Here is a 20,353-nt window from a genome sequence, read left to right as displayed (position 1 = left end):
CCTTCTTTCACGTCCATCCCGGCGGCTAGGGTGCCGGGATGGACGATCCGATCAGAGGTCACGCCGCCCGCGTACGCGCCGCCGACCCCCTCGTCGCGGGCCAGGACGAACTGCCGGTGTCCGGCGTCGAGACGCTGATCGAGACCCGCCACGCCGTGGGACTGGCCGCCGTGGACCGGATCGACCCCGGCTCCATGCGTGCCTCCTGGTCCCCGCTGGTCGTCCACCGGCTCCAGGCGCGGGCCGGCGGACCCGACCCGGAGGCCGCGCTCGGCGGGCTGCTCGATCGATGGCTGGCGGGCATACGCCGTGACGAGCCGGGGCAGGCGCTGAGCGTGTCGTGGCCGAGCCTGGACACCGCGCCGGTCAGGGCCCTGGCCGTCCGGGGGTTCGCGCCGGTCGCGGTGGCGGCCGTACGGCGGCTGGGCGAGCACGCGGTGACGACCGCCACCGTGCGCCGGGCCAGCGGGGACGACCTGGAGGCCGTGGTGCGGATGTACACGCGGCTGGTGGCCTACGACGCGCAGTTCGGCTGGGTGGCCGTGCGCGCGTCCACCGAGGAGCGGATCCGGGAGTCGGTGGCGGCCGAGGTGCTGCCGCTGGAATGGTGCTGGCTGGCCGAATCGGGCGGGCGGCCGGTGGGGTGCGTGATCGTCCAGCCGCCGGCGCGGTCGGGGTGGATCGGGCGGTCGGTGAACGACGCGCCGGTGGCGTACCTGGGCGTCATGTACGTCGAGCCGTCCGTACGCGGCCAGGGCGTCGGCGCCGCGCTCACCGAGGTGGCCCACAGTGAGGCGGCGGCGCAGGGCGTGTCGTCAATGGTGCTCCACCACGCGCTGCCGAACCCGCTCTCGACCCCGTTCTGGGCACGCCGGGGCTACCGCCCGCTGGTCACCCAGTGGGTACGCCACCTGGGCTGAGGAGCGGCTCGCACGCCTTTCCGGTTCTTACGGGGGCTTCCAGAGGGGCTTTGCGGAGTCTTTCAGTGGGGCTTTGACCCGGAGAGCTTTGCGGGGGCCATGCGCGGGCTTTGTGGGGTTTGCGGGGTTTTGCGGGGGCTTTTATGGGCGGCCGAGGGCGCGGTAGTGCCAGCCTGCGGAGCGCCAGACCTCGGAGTCCAGGGCGTTGCGCCCGTCGACGATGCGCCGGGTGGCGACGGCCTCGCCCAGCTCCTCCGGGTCGAGCTCCAGGAACTCCTGCCACTCCGTGAGCAGCAGCACCACATGTGCCCCGCGAACCGCCTCGATGGCCGACTCGCCGTAGTGCAGCTCGGGATGAGCCTTACGAGCGTTGTCGAGCGCGATCGGGTCGTACACGGTGACCTGTCCGCCCTGGTGCCCGATCGCGACGGCGACGGCGAGCGCGGGGGAGTCGCGGATGTCGTCGGAGTTCGGCTTGAACGCGGCCCCCAGCACGCCCACGGTGCAGCCGTGGAAGGAGCCGCCGGCCAGCTCTCTGGCCAGGTCGACCATGCGGGCGCGGCGGCGCATGTTGATGGCGTCGACCTCGCGCAGGAACGTCAGCGCCTGGTCGGCGCCCAACTCGCCGGCGCGGGCCATGAAGGCCCGGATGTCCTTGGGCAGGCAGCCGCCGCCGAAGCCGAGCCCGGCGTTGAGGTAGCGGCCGCCGATGCGGTCGTCGTACGACAGGGCCTGGGACAGGAGCTGGACGTCGGCGTGCGCGGCCTCGCAGACCTCGGCCATGGCGTTGATGAAGGAGATCTTGGTGGCCAGGAACGCGTTGGCGGCCGTCTTGACCAGCTCGGCCGTGGCGAAGTCGGTCACCACGATCGGAACGTCGCCCAGCGGCTCATAGACCTCACGCAGCACCTTCTCCGCACGTTCCGAACGTACGCCGAGCACGATGCGGTCAGGGTTCATGGTGTCCTGGACGGCGAAACCCTCGCGCAGAAACTCGGGGTTCCAGGCCAGCTCGGCCTCGCCGCCGGCCGGAGCCAGGCGCGCCAGTTTGTCCGAGAGTCGCTCGGCGGTGCCCACGGGGACGGTGGACTTGCCCACCACCAGGCACGCCCGATCGAGGTACGGGGCCAGGGACTCGAACGCGTTGTCCATATAAGTAACGTCTGCGGCATACTCGCCACGTTTCTGCGGTGTGCCCACGCAGACGAAGTGCACGTCGCCGAAGGCGGCGACCTCCTCGTACGAGGTGGTGAAGCGCAGCCGGCCGCTGGCCAGTCCGCGGCGGAGCACCGCTTCGAGGCCGGGTTCGTGGATGGGTAGCTCACCCGCGTTCAGCCGGTGGATCTTGTCAGCGTCGATATCGAGGCCCAGGACGTCGAACCCGAGATCCGCCATGCAGGCCGCATGAGTGATGCCCAGGTATCCAGTCCCGATCACCGTGAGGCGATATGGCACGAGTGAGCTCCTTTCGATCGCGCAGGCATGCTACCGGCCTTCGCTACCTCGTACGTGCCACCTGCTTCTCTTCGCAAACCGTACCGGCTGGTAACAAGATGGTCGGACGTCCTAGTATTCGATGCATGAGCTTCCCTCTCTATGCGCCCGCCGAAGAGCACGACATGCTCAGGGAGACGGTCCGCGCCCTGGCCGACGACAAGATCGCCCCGCACGCCGCCGAGATCGACGAAACCGAGGAGTTCTCCTGGGACGTCTACAAGGCGCTCGTGGCGGCCGACGTGCATGCCGTACACGTCCCTGAGCAGTACGGGGGCGCCGGGGCGGACGCTCTGGCCACGGTGATCGTCATCGAGGAGGTGGCCCGCGCCTGCGCCTCGTCCTCCCTCATCCCCGCCGTCAACAAGCTGGGCACGGTCCCGCTCCTGCTCTCCGCCTCGGAGGAACTGAAGTCCCGGTATCTGGCGCCGGTGGCGAGGGGCGAGGCGATGTTCTCGTACGCGCTGTCGGAGCCGGAGGCGGGCTCGGACGCGGCGGCCATGAAGACGCGCGCGGTGGCGGACGGGGACGCGTACGTCCTCAACGGCACCAAGATGTGGATCACCAACGCCGGCGTTTCGGAGTACTACACCCTGATGGCGGTGACGGACCCGTCGGCCGGCGCCCGCGGCATCTCCGCCTTCGTCGTGGAAAAGTCGGATGAGGGCGTCTCTTTCGGCCCCAAGGAGAAGAAGCTCGGCATCAAGGGCTCACCCACCCGCCAGGTCATCCTGGACAACGTCCGCATCCCGGCGGACCGCATGATCGGAGCCCCGGGCTCCGGCTTCAAGACGGCCCTCGCCACCCTCGACCACACCCGCATCACGATCGCCGCCCAGGCCCTGGGCATCGCGCAGGGGGCACTGGACTTCGCGATCGGCTACGTCAAGGAACGCAAGCAGTTCGGCCGCCCGGTGGCCGACTTCCAGGGCCTGCAGTTCATGGTCGCCGACATGGCCATGAAGCTCGAGGCGGCGCGGCAGCTCACGTACCACGCGGCGGCGAAGTCGGAACTCGCGATGAACGGCAAGCCCCAGAAGGACCTGACGTTCCTGTCGAGCGCGGCGAAGTGCGCGGCTTCGGACGCGGCAATGGACATCACGACGGACGCGGTGCAACTGCTGGGCGGGTACGGCTACACGAAGGACTTCCCGGTGGAACGCATGATGCGCGACGCCAAGATCACCCAGATCTACGAGGGCACCAACCAGATCCAGCGCATGGTCATGGCCCGCCAGCTCCTCAAGTAGGCGTTGACATGCTGAACCCGGCCCTCCTGGAGTGGTGGGCCGGGTCTGCTGAAACGCTGGCTGATCTTCGGTGTCCGCCTGTTCCGTCCCTGTTCCGTGATCTTGAGCTTCTTTGTTCGTCAGGACTACTGCACACACTCTTGCTAACGCAGCGCTCTTGGAAGGCTCTGGGGCAGCCTCCCCCGGTGTTCGTCCGTGCCGAGGCCAGCGGAGTGGGCCGAACCAGTACGTGTGCGGTCAGGACGGAGCAGAGTGTCGGGTTCTGGCTATTCGAACCACAGGACGGATCACCTACAACGCTAGAGGCCGAGGGATGTCGCATGCCGATCGACGGTCGGTTCATGGTCAAGCGACCCGTACCGAGTGAGGTCCGACGCTGATCGTCACATCGACGTGGCCACCGAGAGCAGCTGCGTAGGCGCGGATGGTCTCGAGCTCCATCGAGTCCAGATCACCGTTCTCTATCTGAGAGACGCGTGCTTGTGAGATCCCAAGAGCAGCCGCCACCTCGGATTGCGTCTTGCCGACAGACTTGCGCAGTTCCTTCAGATGGTGGCCGGCGACGTAGGCATCCAGTTGCGCATCGGCGACAGCCTGCCGCTGCGGGTCGGCCAGTTCGGGGTACAACCGGTGCGCTTCCGCCTTGACTTCACGCCAGTTGCGTCCTGGGCTCATCGCTTGTCCTCCCTCTTCGTCTCAGCCGACTTCGCGGCGCGGTACTCGGCGTAGCGTGCTTTGGCCAATGGGATCGCCTCCTCGTACCAGCGCGACCATCTGCCGGCCTTGTCGCTGGCTACAAGGAAGATGGCTTCCTGTCCGGATCGAAGACGAACACGATTCTAATCTCGGTTCGCTTCCGCGAGCCTGGGCGCTTCGTAACCGGCGCTCGGCGCCGGACGCGCTCAGAGAACGGTCGTCGAGCGTTCTGGGTGCATGGTCAATGCATCTCGTCTGGTCGCCCGTGTTCGCGCTATGGCGATCTTCATCGATGGGAAAATTCTCGAACGTCCCCAACGACGAGGAGCACATGGTGAGCCGCATCATCGACAAGATCGCCTGGATCCACCTGGACAACGGCAAGATTCTCAGCACCCGGTCACGGGGCAAGAGCGTCTACTACCTCCCGGGTGGCAAGCGTGAGCCCGGTGAAAGCGACCTCGACACCCTCATCCGAGAGATCGACGAGGAGCTATCCGTCACCATCGACCCCGCCAGCGCCACTCATGTGGGCACGTATCAGGCTCAAGCGCACGGTCACACCGACGGCGTCACCGTGCAGATGACCTGCTACAGCGCCGACCATCACGGAGTGCCCACGCCCAGCAGCGAGATCGAGGAAGTCGTCTGGCTGAGTTACGCCGATCGCGACCGTGTGGCTCCGGTCGACCAGATCATCTTCGATCAGCTCCACCAGAGCGGACAACTTCACTGATCCGGCGCGGTCCCGGACCTTGCGGTACGGCAGCCGTCCCCGTTCCCGGCCTCCTCCTCACGGTGTGGAAGGGGTCTGGTTGGTGCCCGGTTCGTCTCGGCTCCAGATCTGGGTGGCTCGGGGGAGATCCCTGATGCTGCCGCCTTCCGGGATCATGCCCCAGAGGAAGGGGATCAGGTATCGGGGTGGGCCGCCCAGGAGCGCGGGCAGTTCGTCTTCGGCGATGGTGAGGGTGAACGTAGGCCCCGGTGTCCTGGGTTCCATCCTTGGTCCAGAGCCCGCTGGACGCATCCGGCGACGAGGACGGGGCGGACCACGATCGTTCGCTCTCCTACCGTGTTGTCCGGCCGGGCGCAGGGGAGCGAGACCATGAGCACGCCTTCCGGCTTCTCGGCTCGCTCGACGGCGAACGTGAGAGGCTTCCGGTCGTTGCTCGGGCGGTGGTCCGGCCTGTGGCTGACGCGCCAGCGGTAGGCGGCGCCGTCGACGGTGATGAGCCGCGAGCCTTTCTTCGGCATGGCCACGGTTGCCTCCAAGCTCCGCTCTTCGTCCGTCGCCGTTTTCCGTGGGAGCACCGGGAGCGGCGAGAGGTGATGCGAGACGCCCGCCAGGGTAGCCGTTGCTCACTCCGGTGATCGAATTGTTTTCGCTGGTGGACGTATCGAGGGCCGGAGATCGCCGGGGTCTGTGAGGGTGCCGGGCGGATCCGGGGAATGGTCGTGGCGCCGTGTTTTCATGGGGCCATGGAAGCTGTCGCCGCAGGCGTGGTCGCCGTGCTGGGCACCCTTCTGGGGGCGGCCCTGAATCATCTGTTAGAACGGCGAACGGCCAGGCAGGCCGATCTTTCCGCGCGGAGTGAGCGGCTTCGAGCGGAGCGCATAGAGGCCTATTGCGCGCTTGGCGGCGCTCTCACCAACTACCGGCGGGCCCAGATGGATCTCTGGTTCACGCGTCACGATCATCCCGACCGGCCGGATTTGGTGGAGCTCCGCCGGGAAGAACAACGCTTGCGGTCGGCGGCTCTTGAGGCGCTCTTCCGGGTGGAGCTCCTGACCGATGACGAGACTTTGATCGACAAGGGGCGGGCGGCTCTGAGTGCGATCGATGGCATGGACTGTACGGATCAGAGCGCGCAAATGAGTCAGGCCAGATCGGCTTCCAGAGCCTTGATCTATGACTTCATTCGCGCAGCGAAGCCTTTTGTCCGGGATGAGTGGCCGGCGAGCGTCGAGCGCTCGGCCGGACCAGGGGGAGGGGAGGGGTGACGTCGTATGGCGCGCCGGGTGAAGGTCGAGGGTGACAGGTATCACGGGCGTGTTCCTGAGGGTGCGGTCTATGTCGGCAGGGCCGCGCCGGGTCTGAAGGCCAGTCCGTTCAGCAGCCCGCACAGCGTTGGGGGACGAGGATGCCGGGCTTGTGGCGGGCGGATCCATGAGCGGCATGAGGTGATCGAGCTCTACCGGGAACACCTGCGTCAGCATCCTGAGCTGGTCGAGCGGGCGCGGGAGGAGCTCGGCGGCACGGACCTGGCGTGTTGGTGCTCGCTGGAGCAGGAGTGTCATGCCGAGGTGCTCTTGGGGGTGGTCGCGGGAGCGGAGCCCTGAGGGTGGTGACCGGTATGCGGATCCAGCGGTCTCATAGTCCTCTGGAACGGGGCGGTCAGCAGCAGGCGAAGCCGTCTGTCGCGGTGAGGCAGAAGTCGCGGAAACGGGTCAGCCATTCGACCGTCGCCGCGTAGTTGCGGGCGAGGTCTTCCCGGTGGAACTCGAAAGTGTCGGGTTCGGTGGTGACCGAGCCGTCGAGCATGACCCGTCCGCCGGTGGGAGCGGTCGCCAGGTAGGTCTCCAGGAAGGCGGCGATCCGCTGGGCGTCTTCGCCGCTCAGCTCGACCAGGATGTTGTACCCGAGCAACTCGGCGGTGTCGGCGTCCAGAACGCCGGAGCTCTCCAGCAGTTCCAGGGTCGGCCGCCAGTTCCACGCGTTGACGTTCAGGGACCGGCCGTCGGGGGTTTCGAGCGTCCAGGACACCGGCCCAGCGTATCGGGCGTGACGCGGTCAAGGCCGTCGACCAGGAGTCGCGTACGGAGGGTCCGGCCCTGTCGATCTGTTCCTGCCGCACTGGAGACGCGCAATCCCGTAGGGGAGACTGGCGGTCATGGCGGGACGGGCCGAGTCACCTGAAGACAGATCCTCGCGGGACGCAGCCGTCGCGATAGACCCTGGCCGCGCATATGGCCGGGACGCCTGGTCCGGCTCCAGAGAACGCAGAACCGCGTTAGTGGTCGTTTCGTTCTCGGTCGCGCTCGCGGTCGCACTCTGGATGTTCGCTTTCAGCTACCACTCCTATGTGACGGCCGGTATCGAGAGTCGCTGCGCGGAGTTTCTCACCGTCGAAGGCCTGGATCCGGCGGAGATGGCCGACATGAACGAAGCCGGTGAGCAGGCGTGCCTGTCGGCTGTGGCGGCGGGGCCGTCGCTCACGCTCTTGACGGCGGTCATCGTCGGCTCCGGGCTGATCGCACCGATCCTGGGCGCCCTCTACCTGATCGCCAGGAGGCGGAATTTCATCGACCGATATCTCATCGCCCGATCGGCGCAGATCGGAAGTGAAGAGGCGAGGTTGATGGCCTCGAATGAATTGGAGCTGGGCCGGCTCTGGGGGCTCACCGAGGCCCGGCTGCGCATTTACCATGAGATCGCCACACGTCAGGCCGGTGTGAGCTTCGTCAGCGCCCAACTGGCCATCTCGCTCGGGTTCGTGGTCATCGCCGCCGCATCATTGCTGGCCTTCAACGCGAAGTCCGGCACGGCGAGTATCACCATCGGCCTGCTCGGAGGTCTTGGGGGCGCGCTGTCGGCCTACATAGGGCGCACTTTCCTGCGATCGCAGGAGAACGCGGCCAGTCATCTCCGCTCCTACTTCGACCAGCCGAAGGAGTTCTTCCGGTATCTGGCCGCGGAACGGCTGCTCGCGCATTTGTCGGACGGCAGCAAGGACGCCTCGATAGACAGAATGATTCAGGCCATCGTCCTCGCCGAGCGTTCCCCCGGCCCGGAGCCGGATCGGACGGTGGACGACAAACCGGAGTTGTAGGGTGCCGCCATGACCGACGAGCCCGTCCCCGGAACGTTGCATCACGTCGAGATCTGGGTCCCCGATCTGGAGCGGGCCGTCGGGAGCTGGCAGTGGCTGCTCGAAGCGCTCGGTTACACCCTCCACCAGGACTGGGAGGGCGGGCGGAGCTGGCGGCTGGGGGCGACGTACCTGGTGTTCGAGCGGTCGCCCGCCCTCATCGGAGACCGGCACGATCGCCGCCGCCCGGGGCTGAACCATCTGGCCTTCCACGTCGGCGGACGTGACCAGGTGGACGCGCTGGTCGAGCGGGCTCCGACGCATGGCTGGACGCTGATGTTCCCCGATCGGCACCCGTACGCGGGCGGCGAGCGGCACTACGCCGCCTACCTGGAGGACGAGGACGGGTTCGAGGTGGAGCTGGTCGCTATCGGGACGTGAGGTGGGCGTGTGTGGCCAGGACGAAGGGGGCGAACGCCAGCCAGGTCAGCGCCGCGCGGATCCAGTTCAGGCGTGTCCACAGGCGCTGCGCCGCCTGCCAGTCGTCCGGCATCGCGTCGGGGTTCCAGCTCAGGATGACGTCGTAGTTCGGCTCGGCCAGGAATCGGGACGTGAGCAGCGGGCCGGCCACTGTGGCGGCCAGGCCCAGGACGCCGAGGATGAACGCCGGGCCGGCTGCCGGACGAACGTCGGGTGCAGGATCGTGGTCAGGGTGAGCAGGAGGCCGGACCAGAGGCCGGCGGCGATGACGCTGAGCCAGAGCCCGACGGTCGCGATCATGTACGGCTCACCTCCCCGCCTCGCACGATAACCACGGGAACCGGTCTTGCCAGGACCCAAAGGCCTGACCGGCCGTCCTCGAATGGCGCACGGGGTGGTCGCTCACACGCTTCCACCGACCGACCGGCCGGGTGACTCGAGCCGACGGCCTGCCTGGGTGACTTGGCTGCCTGCCATGTCCGCAGATAGCCGGAAATGGACTGACCGGGCGAGTTCGCATCACCATAATGAGGCAGTTATGCGCCCTCTCTCGGTAGACGGATTGCTCAACGACGTCGAACCGCTGTCCCACGGGCAGCGATGCCGTCGCCTGGCCGGGTACGCCAAGGAACTCGCCGGGCACCCTGAGCTGCCGGCCCTGCTGGACGGCCTGGCCGAGCGCGGCCAGTACGAACGCTTTCTCGGCGTGCGGCTGGCCGCGATGGCGCGGGAGGTCGCGTACGTCACGCGCGCCACGACCGACCCCGACCCCGACATCGCCCGGTACGCGATAGGCCAGGCGGTCAGGCTCGGCGCCCCCGACGACGCCGTCCTGGAGATCGCCCGCACCGCCCCCGTCGCCCAGCGCACGGTCGCCTACCAGGCCATCAGGCGCAACCACCGGAGCGATCTGGCCAAGCGGCTGATCGACGAGGTACGCGAGCGGTGGGGCGACCGTGAGGCCGCGAGCCTGCTCGGCGCGTGCCCGGCCGAGGTGGTGGCGGACGAGCTCGCCGGCCTCGCGCACGCGGTGCCGAACTGGAAGGCGCTCGGCAGGCGGCACCCGCTGCTCGTGCTCGCCCACGCCGAGTCGGTGCTGCCGGGACTGCCCCGCCAGCTCCGGCGGGCGTGGTGGTTCGCGCTCGGCCCCGGTGTCGAGGCCGCCGCCCGGCACGCGCCCGAGCGGGTGATCGCGCTGCTGGAGCGGCACTGGATCGACCGCGACTGGCGCTGCGCGGGCCTGCTCCTGGACGCCGACCCGGTGCGTACGCTGGCCCTCTACCTGGCCCCCGGGCGGCAGTCGCGGCTGGCGGGGCTGCTCGGGCGGCGCGCCGTACGGGATCGGCTGGCCGCGCTCACCGACGCCGAGCTGGGCGAGCTGGGACAGGCGGTACGCGACGACGAGGACGCGGTGATCGACCTCCTGCGGGCGGTGCCGCCCGGCCGCAGGGACGCGGTGTTCACCGCGGCCATGGCGGGCGTCGACCTGTCGCAGGCGATCCACTCCGAGGACCTGCTGAACATCCTGCCCCTGCGCCGCCGCGTCGCCGAGGCGCGTCGCATGCTCGGGCTGCGGCTCGTCGCCGAGAGCCCGTACCGCGTCCTGGGGACCACGGCCTTCCTCCCGTACGCCGAGGCCGAGCCCGTCCTGCGCGCCGCCACCCGCCGCTCCGACGCGCTCGACCGCGCCGGCGGCTACCGCGAGCTGATCGCCTGCGCCGGACGCGACCGGGACCCCGAGGTGCTCACCCGCCTGCTGGACGCGCTGGACCGGCTGCGCAACGAGCAGGACCCGGTACGCCAGACCGTCATCGGGGCGCTGGCCGAGATCCCGCCGAAGTTGTTCCGGGCCGCCCACGTGCCCGCCCTGGACCGGCTGGTCGAGGACGCGCTCGCCGCCCGCGACTGCTCCCACCCCACCCGGCTCGCCCTCGCCCGCCTGGCGGCCCAGGTCTTCGAGGAGGGCGCGAGGCGGGACGACGGGGCGCTGCTCGACTACAGCATGCGGGTCTTCGAGCGGCTGACCGGGCACGTGGGGTCGGTCTCGCTGGGGCGGCTGCCGCACGTGCTGCGGCGCGGCCAGGAGGACGTGCTGATCCGCAGGCTGGCGCCGTACCTGGAGGCGGAGGCCGATCGCGACCGGCACGAGCTGGCCTTCCAGCTCGCCGCGGCCCTCGACCGGCGCGGCCATGACCTGCCGGAGCTGCAGCGGGCGCTGGAGCGCGCGTTGGGCGCGACCCGCGAGGGGGACGCGCTCCGGGCGATCGATCACTGGCTGGCGCCGCCGCGCACCCGGGGGCAGCGGGTGGCGGCGCTGCTGGCGGCGGATCCGTCCGTGGTGGTGCTGGGCGGCGTGTTCCACGTGCTGGCGTGGCAGCGTACGGATCTGCTGGCGGCCGTGCTGGAAGGGCCGGACCCGGTGGGCCGGTTCGCCAGGAGCGGTGTGCGGCAACTGCGGTACGCCGCCCGCCAGGCCGTGGCTCGGTGGACGGCGCGGCAGCGCGAGGCGTACCTGCGGTTGATGGCTCGGGTCGCGGGGAACACGGCGCTGCCCGCGCTCGACCGCGCGGACGCCGTGCGCAGGATGGGCGAGGTGCCCGCGGTCGAGGCCGGGCGGCTGCGGCCCTACCTGGAGTCGGGGGACGCCCTGCTGCGGCGGGCGGCGCTCACCGCGCTGCCGTGGACCGCGCGCCCGCAGGAGGTGCTGGCCGAGTTGCTCGCGCACGCGGGCGGGGACGACGCGCACGTGGCCGTGTACGCGGCGGTGCGGGCGGCCCGGTTCGTGCGGCCCGCCGAGCTGGCGGCGGCGCTGGAGCCCGTGCTGGCCGAGGGCAAGGTCACCGCGCGCAAGGAGGCGGTCCGGCTGCTCGCCCGGCACCGCGCCCCCGACGCCATGTGGGTGCTGCGCGGCCTGTGGGACGTCGACGGCCAGCACAAGGACGTGCGGGCGGCGATCGTGTCGGCGGTCCTGGACCTGCTCGCCGAACCCGGGGCCTGGCAGTTGCTCGAGGAGGCGGTGGCGGCGGGCGGCGAACTGGCGGCCCCGGTGCTCCGGACGCCTCCGCTGAGCGTGCCGGAGCGGTGGCGGAGCGCGTACGGAGGGCTGATCGTCACCGCCACGCGCTCCGGGGACCTGCTGACCCGTTCGGCCGCCGTCGAGGCGCTGCGCCACTGGGCCGCCTACGCGTCCGAGGGCATGGCGCGGCTGGCCGACATCGTCTGCGAGCTGGGCGAGAGCGCGAACTGGCGGGCCGCCGTCCGCGGGCTGGTGACCGGGGCGTGTTCCGGGTTCGGGCTGGAGGAGCTGAGGCGGGCGGTACGCACCCTCAACGCCGCGCCCGCCGAGCCCGACGCCGGGGCCGGCCGCGACCGCCCCGCCACCCAGCGCCTGGAGGCCGTCGTGACGGGCCTGTGCCTGTGGCACCGGATCGAGCGGGAGCCGGTGCCGAACGTGGCCCATGATCTCCCGGCGAACCTGGCGGCCGAGCTGCTGGCCGCCACCGTGGACTGGGACGCCCCGCGCGCCGTGCTGGCGCGGCTGCTCCCGTCGATCGGGGGAGTGCTGGCCGCCGTCGAGGTGGGGCAGGCCCTCGCGGAGTCGGCGCGGCTCGTACCGGTCGAGCGGGTGCTGCGGCACGCGCGGTGGCTGGCCGCCGAGGGCGAGGCGGGCGCGTTGCTCGCTACGGCGCTGGTCGCGTCGTGCGGGCCCCGGTCGGGGTGGGCGGAGCCGTGGCGGGAACTGCTGCGGCGGGTACGCGCCAGCGGCTTCCCCGAGGTCGCCCACCAGGCGCTACGTGTCCGAACAGCCGAGGAATGAGTAGTTTTGCGGGACTTCACCGCTAGTTCAGGCAATTGTCAGACATCATCACGAGGTCGGTATAGCGTCAGGTTTCGGTCTTAACCGAATACCAGAAAACGGGTATCGCACCATGCGCAAACTCCTGACGCTCGCCCTCGCCACCACCACCTCCTTCGGCCTGCTCGCCGCCCCGGCCCTGGCCGACCGCCCGGACTTCGAGTTGCCCGCCTCGATCGACGGCGGCGCCTGGACCGCGGGCCATGTCCAGGGCATCGCCATCGACCAGCGCAAGGGGTTCATGTACTTCTCCTTCACCAACCTCCTGGTCAAGACCGACCTCAAGGGCAACATGGTCGGCTCGGTGACGGGCTTCACCGGCCACCTCGGAGACCTGGACTTCAACGCCCAGGACGGCCGCGTGTACGGCTCCCTGGAGTACAAGGAGCAGGAGTCGTTCTACATCGCCATCTTCGACGTCGACCGCGTCACCAGCATGAACATGGACGCCCAGACCAGCGACGTCGTCAAGACCGTCTACCTCAAGGAGGTCGTGGCCGACTACGCCGCCGACATGAACGGTGACGGCAGGTTCGACGGCAACATCGCCAACACCCCCGACCACCGGTACGGGTGCAGCGGCATCGACGGCGTCTCCTTCGGCCCCGAGTTCGGCAAGAAGGGCGGCAAGCAGAAGCTGACCGTCGCCTACGGCATCTACTCCAACGTGACCAGGCAGGACAACGACCACCAGGTCCTGCTCCAGTACGACATCCAGCGCTGGAAGCGGTTCGAGCAGCCCCTCACCGAGAGCGCCCCGCACAAGAGCGGCCCCGAGCGGCCCGACGGCAAGTACTTCGCCTACACCGGCAACACCACCTACGGCGTGCAGAACCTCGAGTACGACGAGCACACCGGCAACTGGATGATGGCCGTGTACAAGGGCAAGAAGCCGCAGTTCCCCAACTACTCCTTCTTCATGGTGGACGGCGGCGCGCAGCCCAGGAAGGGCGAGATCGTCGGCCAGCCCCAGCCGGGCGAGCAGGGCGACCTGCTGACCCTCGCCCCCGGCGGCCTCCAGCACGCGGCCACGGGCGTCCGGGGCTGGGAGTTCACCGGCGAGTACGGCCTGATCTCGCTGGGCCAGGGCCGCTACTACGTCTCGAAGGCCGGCACGGTCACCGAGGACGGCGTCTCCAAGCACACCGGCCAGGCGCAGCTCTACCGCTGGACGGGCCAGACGCCCACGCCCTTCGAGCAGGTCGGCCGGTAAGTCCGGCCGGTAAGTCCGGCCGGTAAGTCCGGACGGTGGCCCTGCGGTCGGCTGGGAGGCGAGTGACTGCGTTAAGGTCATCCGTTATCCCGCTTTGAACGAGTAAAGAACCCCTGCATGGGAGGGTCATGCGGACCACAGGGAAGATCGCATTAGTCGCGTCCGTGCTGGCCGGGGCCGCCGCGCCGATGGTGGCGGCGGCGCCCGCCGCCGGTGCGCGGACGGCGCCGGCGTGGGTCGCCTACCACGGCGTCAGCGCCGGGCAGAGCGCGGCGCGGGTCAAGCGGCTCAAGGCCCAGGGCTACCGGCCGATCACGGTGAACGTCTCCGACGGAGAGCGGTACGCCGCCGTCTGGGTCAAGGACGGCGCCGCCACGAAGTGGGGCATCTGGCAGGGTATGTCGGCCGGCGCGTTCCAGAAGCGGTTCGACGCCGGGGTGAAGGCGGGCGTGCGGCCCGTCTCCGTCTCCGCCACCGGGCCGGCCGGCTCGCCGGTGTTCACCGCGATCTTCGAGAAGAGGAGCGGCAAGTTCCTGGCCAAGTCGGGCCTCACCGGGCCGCGCTTCGCCGCCGCCGGCAAGAGGGCCGCCTCCCAGGGGCTCACGCTGACCTCCATCGACGCGTACGGCACCGCCGGCGACGTCCGCTACGTCGGCGTGTGGAGCGCCGGCTCCGGCGACGCCTGGTCCTTCACCTACGGCAAGACGAGGCGGCAGCACGAGGCCGAGTTCTACGCCAGGAAGGACCAGGGCTACCGGCCGGTCAAGGTGGCCGTGGCACCCGACGGGACGTACGCCGCCGTGTGGCGCAAGGACGGGGTCGAGGACTGGGCCCACTACGTCGACCTGAGCGCCTCCGGCTACCAGAAGCGGTTCGACGACCTCAAGGGCAAGGGGTTCCGGCCCGTGCAGGTCAACGCCGAGAACGGCAGGTACGCCGCCATCTGGGAGTAGCCCGGACGGGACGGGCCGCCCGGAAGAGCGGCTGCGGGCGGCCCTCCGCTCAGAAGAGCGGATGCGGGGGCCGCCCGCCACGATGCCACCGGTCACTTGGCCAGGACGCGGACGTCGCCCGAGGTGCTGCGGGCGACGATGGTGCTGGCGCTCTCGCGGTCGTGCTTGATCTCGGAGCGCTCGCTGCCGTCCTTACTCCTGACCGTCACCGCGTACGAGCCGGTGGGCACGGTCGCCGTCACCCTGCCGTCGCCGGACTCCAGGTCGAGCGTGGTGGGCCGGTCGGCGAACGTCACGTCGATCGCGCCGTCCGAGGTGCGGCACCTGACGTACGCCGACTTCAGGCCCTCCCCGGTGATCGGGCCCTCGCTGCGCAGCCGCAGCCGCCCCGAGACGCCCGTCACCTGGATGCGGTCCCTGCTGACCACGTCCACGTCCTGGGCCAGGCCGTTCAGGATGACGCCGTCCGCGGCGTCCACCGACAGCCGCACGCCGGGCGGGACCTTGACGTGGTAGCGGGCGCCGCAGTCGCCGAAGACCATGCTGCAGTTCGCGCCCAGGCGGAGGGTGCCGTCGCGGAGCGACCAGGTGGGGTCGTCGGCCGCCTTGCCGCGCACCCAGCGCTCCACCTGGACGGCTCCGCCGGTGCCGGGCAGGACGCGGACTCCGCCCAAACTGGATCTGATCGTCAGGCCGCTCCCCGCGAAGGGGAACGACTGGGTGGTGTGGACCTCTTCGGCGTCCAGGTCCACACCACAACCGCCGGTCGCCACTGCCACGACGGCCGCGCAGGCCGCTGATGCCGCGATTCGCCTCATGACACCCGATCGTGGCCGAGCGCCGCCCGCGGGCCATCGGCCATCCGGCCGACGGCCCATCGACCATTCGGCCGGTCTCCGCCCGCCGGACGCGAAAGGGCCTACGGGAAAGGGCCTACAGGGCGGACAGCAGGGCGGCGACGTGGGAGAGCGGGTCGGCGCCCAGAGGTCGTACGGCGACCGTGTCGGCCCCGGCCGCCCACAGGCTCTTGACCCGCGCCGCGGCCTCCTCCGCCGTCCCCGAGGCCATGACGACCTCCTCGGGGGTGACCCCGAGGTATCCCGCCTGCCCGGCCACCGCCGCCCCGGTGGCCTCGGCCGTGCCGGGGCCGGTGTGCAGGAACGTGAAGACCACCAGCTCGTGGTCCTCGTCACCGCCGATCTGGTCGCGGATCTCGGGCAACTGCTCCGGCCCGATGCCCTCGGGCAGGATCGTGCCCTGGGCCACGCGGCCCGACAGCGCCAGCGACCGCGGCCCCTTCACGCCCGCGAGGACGGGCGGCGGCTCAGCCGGCGGGTGCACGAGCGACACGCCGTCCAGATGCACCGATCTGCCGTCAAGGGTGACGGTCTCGCCGCGCAGCAGCGCGCGTACCGACGTGATCGTCTCCTCCAGCAGGGCGAGTGGCGACGGCGGGGCGACGCCCACCTGGCGCATCCACTCGCCGACGCCGTGCCCGATGCCGGCGGCGAGCCGGCCGGGGTGCACGCGCGCCAGGTTCGCCAGCTCCATCGCCAGCAGCATCGGGTTGCGCAGCGGCGCCGGGGTGATGCCGATGCCGACGCGCAGCCGGGAGGTGACCGCGAGCGCCGTGGCGGCCGCGGAGACGCCGCCGGTCCAGCCCAGGTCCTCCACCACCCACAGGTCGTCGACCGCCGTCTCGTCGAGCGCCTTCGCGAACGGGATGAGCTGCTCGGGCGGCAGCTCCCGGTCGAACATGACTCCGAGTCTCACGATGCCCTCCAGTAATAGCGGAACATTCGGCCGGTCTCCGAGTATCCGGCACGCAGGAACGCGTTCGCGGTGGGGACGTTGGCGACGTCGGTGGCCGCCACGACGCGCCGCACGCCGGCCTCGGAGAGGGTGCGGGTGCCGTGGGCCAGCAGGTCGTGGACGTAGCCATGGCCGCGGTGCTCGGGCACGACGCCGATGTAGGCGATGGAGTGGTCGTCGGGGGCCACCAGGCCGACGGGGGAGTCACCGAGGTGGCCGATGACGAACCAGTCGGGCTTGGCCTTGCGGCTCATCAGGTCGTCGTACATCCATCGCGCCTCCTTCTCCGCGCCGCCGGCGGCCACCTCGACCTGGGTGTCGTAGTCGAGGGAGCCCTCGGAGACGCGTACGAGGAGGTCGATCACCTCGGAGGGGTCCATGGGGCGTCCCGGGCGGTAGGTGAGCCGCCCGGGATCTGCGGGAATGTCCGTGCCCGCCACCCACTCCAGCATCAGCCGCTCGACCTCCATGGCGAACCCGGCCCCCAGCAGGGCCTCGTGCGCGACCGCCCGATCGACGACCGGCGTGAGCCCGGGAGGCAGTGAGATGTCGTAGATGATCTTGGTCAGTTCCGCTTCGGCCAGGCCGCGGCGCAGCAGGCCGGCGGCGGCCACGGGGTCGGGGCCCGGGTCGAACTGCCAGACGATCACCGGCTCCGAGCCGGCGAAGGGCGCCCAGAACGCCAGGCGGGCCTGCCCTTCCGCGAAGCACCACTCGGGCCGCGTCTTGCCCTCGTCGAGGGCGGAGCGCAACTGCGAGCGCGCGGGCTCGGGGAACTGCTCGAACAAGGTGAGGGCCTCCACGCTTCAGGAGGACCCTTCACCGTCTGTGAGAGGGCGCCCCCGGTTACCTCACCATGCTCTCGCGGCTCAGGCCGCGTTGACCAGCGCCGTGCGGGCCTCGCTCAGGGAGCCGCTCGTCTCGAAGTGCCGGTCGAGGTTGGTGATCGTCAGCAGGTGACGGATCATTCCGGGGGCGAGGACGAGGATCATCCGGCCGCGCAGCTCCTGTACGTGGTTGAGCGTGGCGACGAGCACCCCGAGCCCCACCGAGTCACAGAACGGCACCTCGGTCAGATCGACCACCAGGTTGAGCGGGTCTGCGGCGGCCAGGGCCTGCTCGAGTTCCGCCCGCAACCGGGGAGCGCCCGCAACGTCGAGGTCTCCCACGAGATGCAGCACCGTACAGGGTTCCTCCCGCCAATACCTGACCACCATGGGCCTCACCTGCCCGAACCGCAGATAGTTATACCTATTTCTTACATATGTTCTGCATTGCCGTTTTGGTGGTTGGTGTAACGCTCGGCTTGGCGGTAGGCGTGGCCGTGGTCTGCTGTTTCCCGATTTTCGGCTGGTCGCTGCCGAGAATCAGCTCGATCCCCTTGACGTCGTCCTTGCGCAGCTCCGCCCCGGGGACGGCGGCGGCCACGGCCTTGGCGGCAGCCTCCAGGCCCTCGCCGTAGCGGATGATCGTCTTCTTGTAGTCCTTCTTGGTGGTGTTGCCGGGCTCGCCGGGGACCTTGAACCCGTAGTCGGCCAGGGCCGTCTTGGCGCGGGCGGCCAGGCCAGTGATCATCGTGCCGTTCTTGACCTTGAGGGTGATCTGGCCGGGACTGATCGAGGTCGGCTTCGCCGACGGCTTGGCGGTGGCGGTCGGCGTGGCCTTGGCGGGGTCTTGGTCGGCGTTGATCTTGGTGAACATGTCGCGGGCGGCCGTCTTGTCCCACAGCACCGCCGACTCGCCGGTGGGCGCCTTGAAGTCGACGTTGGCCAGCGGCACCTCGGCGAACTTCACGTCTTCCAGCGAGACGTCCCTGAGCTGGGTGGCCAGCCCGATCAGGCCGTCGTCGGGATCGACCTTGACCGTGCTGAGCGTGGTGTTGACGAACGAGGCCAGCTTGCCCGGGTTGGCCAGCGTGTCGGCGCTCAGCGCCCGGTTGAGCAGGGCCGAGATCACCTGCTGCTGCCGGTCGATGCGGTCGAGGTCGGAGCGGGCGGTGGCGCGGGTGCGGGCGTAGCCGAGCGCCTGGACGCCGTCGAGCTGGTGCGTGCCGGCCGGCAGGTTGAGCGCGATCTTGGTGTCGTTGATCGGCACGGGCGTGCAGACCGTGACCCCGCCGAGGGAGTCGACGACGTCGATGAAGCCGAGGATGTTGACCTCGATGTAGCGGTTGATCTGCAGCCCGGTGGCCGCCTCGACGGTCTGCTTGGCGAGCTTGGGCCCGCCGAACTGGTACGCCGAATTGATCTTGTGGTCGCCCTTGCCGGGGATCGTCGTCCAAGTGTCGCGAGGCAGGCTCACCACCGTCACCTTGCGGTGGTCCTCCGACAGGTGGATGACCATCATGGTGTCGGTGCGCTGGCCGGACTCGCGGCCCAGCTTGAGCCGGTTCTGCTGCTGGCGGGTGAGGTCGTCGCGCTTGTCGACGCCGACCAGGAGGATGTTCTCGGCACCGCCCCGGGCCGCGGGGGCGGTCACGCCCGCGTCGACGGTGCCGATCTGGCGCGGGGTCGCCCAGACCACGCCGGTGGTGACCAGCACGCCCGTGGACAGGAAGCCGGCGATCAGCACGTTGCGGCGGCGGGCCTTGGCACTCCTGCGCGGCGGCCTGCGGGTGCGGGCGGGGGTGAGTTTGACGCCGCCGTAGGCGTCGCCGCCCACGAGCACTCCGGCGTCCTCCTCGCCCGGGTCGCGCATGCCGTCCCCCCTTTGTCACCCGGAGGTTCGGGCCTTCGATTGCCCTCCTCCCTCGCTCGTACAGTAGCGTGAGCCCCGCCATGAAGCAGTTCCCCGACTCGCCGCACGCGCCCGCGGAGACGCGCGGCTGGCCCCCCATCTCCGTCGTCATGCCGGTCCTCAACGAGGAGCGGCACCTCCGCGAGGCCGTCGACCAGGTCCTCGCCCAGAGCTACCCCGGTGAGATCGAGGTCGTTCTCGCCGTGGGTCCGTCCCAAGACCGAACCCAGGAGGTCGCCGACGCCATCGCGGCGGCCGACCCCCGGGTGACCGTGGTGCCCAACCCGACGGGCCGCACCCCCAACGCGCTCAACGCCGCGATCGCCGCCTCCCGTAACGGCATCATCGCCAGGGTCGACGGGCACGCCATGCTGCCCTCCGACTACCTGCGCGTCGCGGTCGAGACACTGGCGGAGACCGGCGCCGACAACGTGGGCGGGGTGATGGCGGCCGAAGGCGTCTCGCCGTTCGAGCAGGCCGTGGCCCGCGCCATGACGTCCAAGATCGGCGTGGGCGCCGCCGCGTTCCACGTGGGCGGCACGGCGGGCCCCGCCGACACCGTCTACCTCGGCGTCTTCCGCCGCTCGGCGCTCGACCGGGTGGGCGGCTACGACGAGCACTTCCAGCGCGCCCAGGACTGGGAGATGAACCACCGCATCCGCGAGAGCGGCGGCCTGGTCTGGTTCCAGCCGCGCATGCGGGTCTCCTACCGGCCGCGCCCCAACGTCAAGGCGCTGGCCAAGCAGTACTTCCACTACGGCCGCTGGCGGCGCGTGGTCGCGCGCACGCACGAGGGCACGATCAACCTGCGCTACCTGGCGCCGCCCGCCGCCGTGCTGGCGATGGTGCTGGGGCTGGTCGTCTCGCCGTTCTTCCCGCTCGCGCTGATCGTCCCCGGCGGTTACGCGGTGGCCATCGTGGCGGGCTCGGCGCTGACCGGCAGCGGGCTGCCGGCGGCGGTCAAGCTGCGGCTGCCGATCGTCTACGCGACCATGCACTGCTCGTGGGGGTGGGGATTCCTCACCAGCCCGAAGAAACTGGCCCGACAACCCGGCTGAGCCGCCCCGACCCCCCGCCCGTCACCACGGACCTTCGCCGTACCCCGGCGGAGGTCCTTCTCAGGTCCGGGGACGT

The 20,353-nt window shown here is 70.1% G+C and carries 20 protein-coding genes; 11 read left to right on the top strand and 9 right to left on the bottom strand.

Features of this window, described 5'->3' with window-relative positions:
- Positions 1 to 38 precede the first annotated feature (38 nt).
- Complete coding sequence (locus tag AB0I15_RS08070; protein WP_358091698.1) at positions 39 to 920, top strand: GNAT family N-acetyltransferase; 882 nt, start codon at positions 39 to 41, stop codon at positions 918 to 920.
- Positions 921 to 1,061: 141 nt separating this feature from the next.
- Here the strand turns inward: AB0I15_RS08070 and AB0I15_RS08065 are convergent, their stop codons facing one another.
- Positions 1,062 to 2,375, bottom strand: coding sequence for a UDP-glucose/GDP-mannose dehydrogenase family protein (locus AB0I15_RS08065; RefSeq protein WP_358091696.1), 1,314 nt, complete (start codon positions 2,373 to 2,375; stop codon positions 1,062 to 1,064).
- Positions 2,376 to 2,500: 125 nt separating this feature from the next.
- Here AB0I15_RS08065 and AB0I15_RS08060 point away from each other — a divergent pair, with 125 nt between their 5' ends.
- The gene (locus tag AB0I15_RS08060) at positions 2,501 to 3,664 is read left to right on the top strand and encodes an acyl-CoA dehydrogenase family protein (RefSeq protein ID WP_358091694.1); all 1,164 of its coding nucleotides are present in this window, start codon (positions 2,501 to 2,503) and stop codon (positions 3,662 to 3,664) included.
- A 345-nt stretch (positions 3,665 to 4,009) separates the two neighbouring features.
- Here the strand turns inward: AB0I15_RS08060 and AB0I15_RS08055 are convergent, their stop codons facing one another.
- Positions 4,010 to 4,339, bottom strand: a complete 330-nt coding sequence (locus AB0I15_RS08055) for a helix-turn-helix transcriptional regulator (protein WP_358091692.1) — start codon at positions 4,337 to 4,339, stop codon at positions 4,010 to 4,012.
- A gap of 265 nt (positions 4,340 to 4,604) precedes the next feature.
- Between AB0I15_RS08055 and AB0I15_RS08050 the strand changes: the two genes are divergently transcribed.
- The 3 genes from AB0I15_RS08050 to AB0I15_RS08040 all read left to right on the top strand — a co-directional run bounded on the left by AB0I15_RS08050 (position 4,605) and on the right by AB0I15_RS08040 (position 6,700).
- Positions 4,605 to 5,096, top strand: a complete 492-nt coding sequence (locus tag AB0I15_RS08050) for an NUDIX domain-containing protein (RefSeq protein WP_358091690.1) — start codon at positions 4,605 to 4,607, stop codon at positions 5,094 to 5,096.
- Positions 5,097 to 5,839: 743 nt separating this feature from the next.
- Positions 5,840 to 6,361 carry a hypothetical protein gene (locus AB0I15_RS08045; protein WP_358091688.1) on the top strand — a complete coding sequence of 174 codons (522 nt, stop codon included), beginning with the start codon at positions 5,840 to 5,842 and terminating at the stop codon, positions 6,359 to 6,361.
- A 6-nt stretch (positions 6,362 to 6,367) separates the two neighbouring features.
- The gene (locus AB0I15_RS08040) at positions 6,368 to 6,700 is read left to right on the top strand and encodes a DUF4326 domain-containing protein (protein ID WP_358091686.1); all 333 of its coding nucleotides are present in this window, start codon (positions 6,368 to 6,370) and stop codon (positions 6,698 to 6,700) included.
- Positions 6,701 to 6,755: 55 nt separating this feature from the next.
- Here AB0I15_RS08040 and AB0I15_RS08035 read toward each other — a convergent pair whose 3' ends face one another.
- Positions 6,756 to 7,124 (bottom strand): hypothetical protein, encoded by a 369-nt coding sequence (locus AB0I15_RS08035; RefSeq protein WP_358091684.1) that lies wholly within the window; start codon positions 7,122 to 7,124, stop codon positions 6,756 to 6,758.
- Between the two features lie 250 nt (positions 7,125 to 7,374).
- Between AB0I15_RS08035 and AB0I15_RS08030 the strand changes: the two genes are divergently transcribed.
- On the top strand, positions 7,375 to 8,190 hold the full coding sequence (locus tag AB0I15_RS08030) for a hypothetical protein (RefSeq protein ID WP_358091682.1): 816 nt from the start codon (positions 7,375 to 7,377) through the stop codon (positions 8,188 to 8,190).
- Positions 8,191 to 8,199: 9 nt separating this feature from the next.
- The gene (locus tag AB0I15_RS08025) at positions 8,200 to 8,610 is read left to right on the top strand and encodes a VOC family protein (protein ID WP_358091680.1); all 411 of its coding nucleotides are present in this window, start codon (positions 8,200 to 8,202) and stop codon (positions 8,608 to 8,610) included.
- Here AB0I15_RS08025 and AB0I15_RS08020 read toward each other — a convergent pair.
- Entirely contained in the window at positions 8,597 to 8,800 is a 204-nt protein-coding gene (locus AB0I15_RS08020) for a hypothetical protein (protein WP_358091678.1), read from the bottom strand. The two genes, AB0I15_RS08025 and AB0I15_RS08020, sit on opposite strands and share 14 nt — an antisense overlap.
- A 387-nt stretch (positions 8,801 to 9,187) precedes the next feature.
- On the opposite strand from AB0I15_RS08020, the gene AB0I15_RS08015 reads away from it, so the two are divergent.
- From AB0I15_RS08015 to AB0I15_RS08005, 3 genes are all read left to right on the top strand, one after another.
- On the top strand, positions 9,188 to 12,466 hold the full coding sequence (locus AB0I15_RS08015) for a hypothetical protein (RefSeq protein WP_358091676.1): 3,279 nt from the start codon (positions 9,188 to 9,190) through the stop codon (positions 12,464 to 12,466).
- 112 nt (positions 12,467 to 12,578) lie between these two features.
- Positions 12,579 to 13,718, top strand: a complete 1,140-nt coding sequence (locus AB0I15_RS08010; RefSeq protein ID WP_358091674.1) for a hypothetical protein — start codon at positions 12,579 to 12,581, stop codon at positions 13,716 to 13,718.
- 128 nt (positions 13,719 to 13,846) lie between these two features.
- Positions 13,847 to 14,671: a hypothetical protein gene (locus tag AB0I15_RS08005; protein ID WP_358091672.1), complete on the top strand. Its 825-nt coding sequence runs from the start codon at positions 13,847 to 13,849 to the stop codon at positions 14,669 to 14,671.
- 92 nt (positions 14,672 to 14,763) lie between these two features.
- Here AB0I15_RS08005 and AB0I15_RS08000 read toward each other — a convergent pair whose 3' ends face one another.
- The 5 genes from AB0I15_RS08000 to AB0I15_RS07980 form a co-directional block, all read right to left on the bottom strand.
- Complete coding sequence (locus AB0I15_RS08000) at positions 14,764 to 15,489, bottom strand: DUF4097 family beta strand repeat-containing protein (protein WP_358091670.1); 726 nt, start codon at positions 15,487 to 15,489, stop codon at positions 14,764 to 14,766.
- Between the two features lie 115 nt (positions 15,490 to 15,604).
- Positions 15,605 to 16,444 (bottom strand): LLM class flavin-dependent oxidoreductase, encoded by an 840-nt coding sequence (locus AB0I15_RS07995; RefSeq protein ID WP_358091668.1) that lies wholly within the window; start codon positions 16,442 to 16,444, stop codon positions 15,605 to 15,607.
- Entirely contained in the window at positions 16,441 to 17,286 is an 846-nt protein-coding gene (locus AB0I15_RS07990) for a GNAT family N-acetyltransferase (protein WP_358091666.1), read from the bottom strand. Before AB0I15_RS07990 ends, AB0I15_RS07995 begins: the two co-directional genes overlap by 4 nt.
- 66 nt (positions 17,287 to 17,352) lie before the next feature.
- Positions 17,353 to 17,700: an STAS domain-containing protein gene (locus tag AB0I15_RS07985; protein ID WP_358091664.1), complete on the bottom strand. Its 348-nt coding sequence runs from the start codon at positions 17,698 to 17,700 to the stop codon at positions 17,353 to 17,355.
- Positions 17,701 to 17,734: 34 nt separating this feature from the next.
- Positions 17,735 to 19,180 (bottom strand): LCP family protein, encoded by a 1,446-nt coding sequence (locus tag AB0I15_RS07980; RefSeq protein WP_358091662.1) that lies wholly within the window; start codon positions 19,178 to 19,180, stop codon positions 17,735 to 17,737.
- A gap of 80 nt (positions 19,181 to 19,260) precedes the next feature.
- Here AB0I15_RS07980 and AB0I15_RS07975 point away from each other — a divergent pair, with 80 nt between their 5' ends.
- The gene (locus tag AB0I15_RS07975) at positions 19,261 to 20,277 is read left to right on the top strand and encodes a glycosyltransferase family 2 protein (protein WP_358091660.1); all 1,017 of its coding nucleotides are present in this window, start codon (positions 19,261 to 19,263) and stop codon (positions 20,275 to 20,277) included.
- Positions 20,278 to 20,353: the final 76 nt, after the last annotated feature.

The organism is Nonomuraea sp. NPDC050643, assembly GCF_040654715.1.
Classification (GTDB): Bacteria; Actinomycetota; Actinomycetes; order Streptosporangiales; family Streptosporangiaceae; genus Nonomuraea.
Note: the sequence above shows the minus strand (reverse complement) of the source record. Positions and strands in the feature narration are given on the sequence as shown.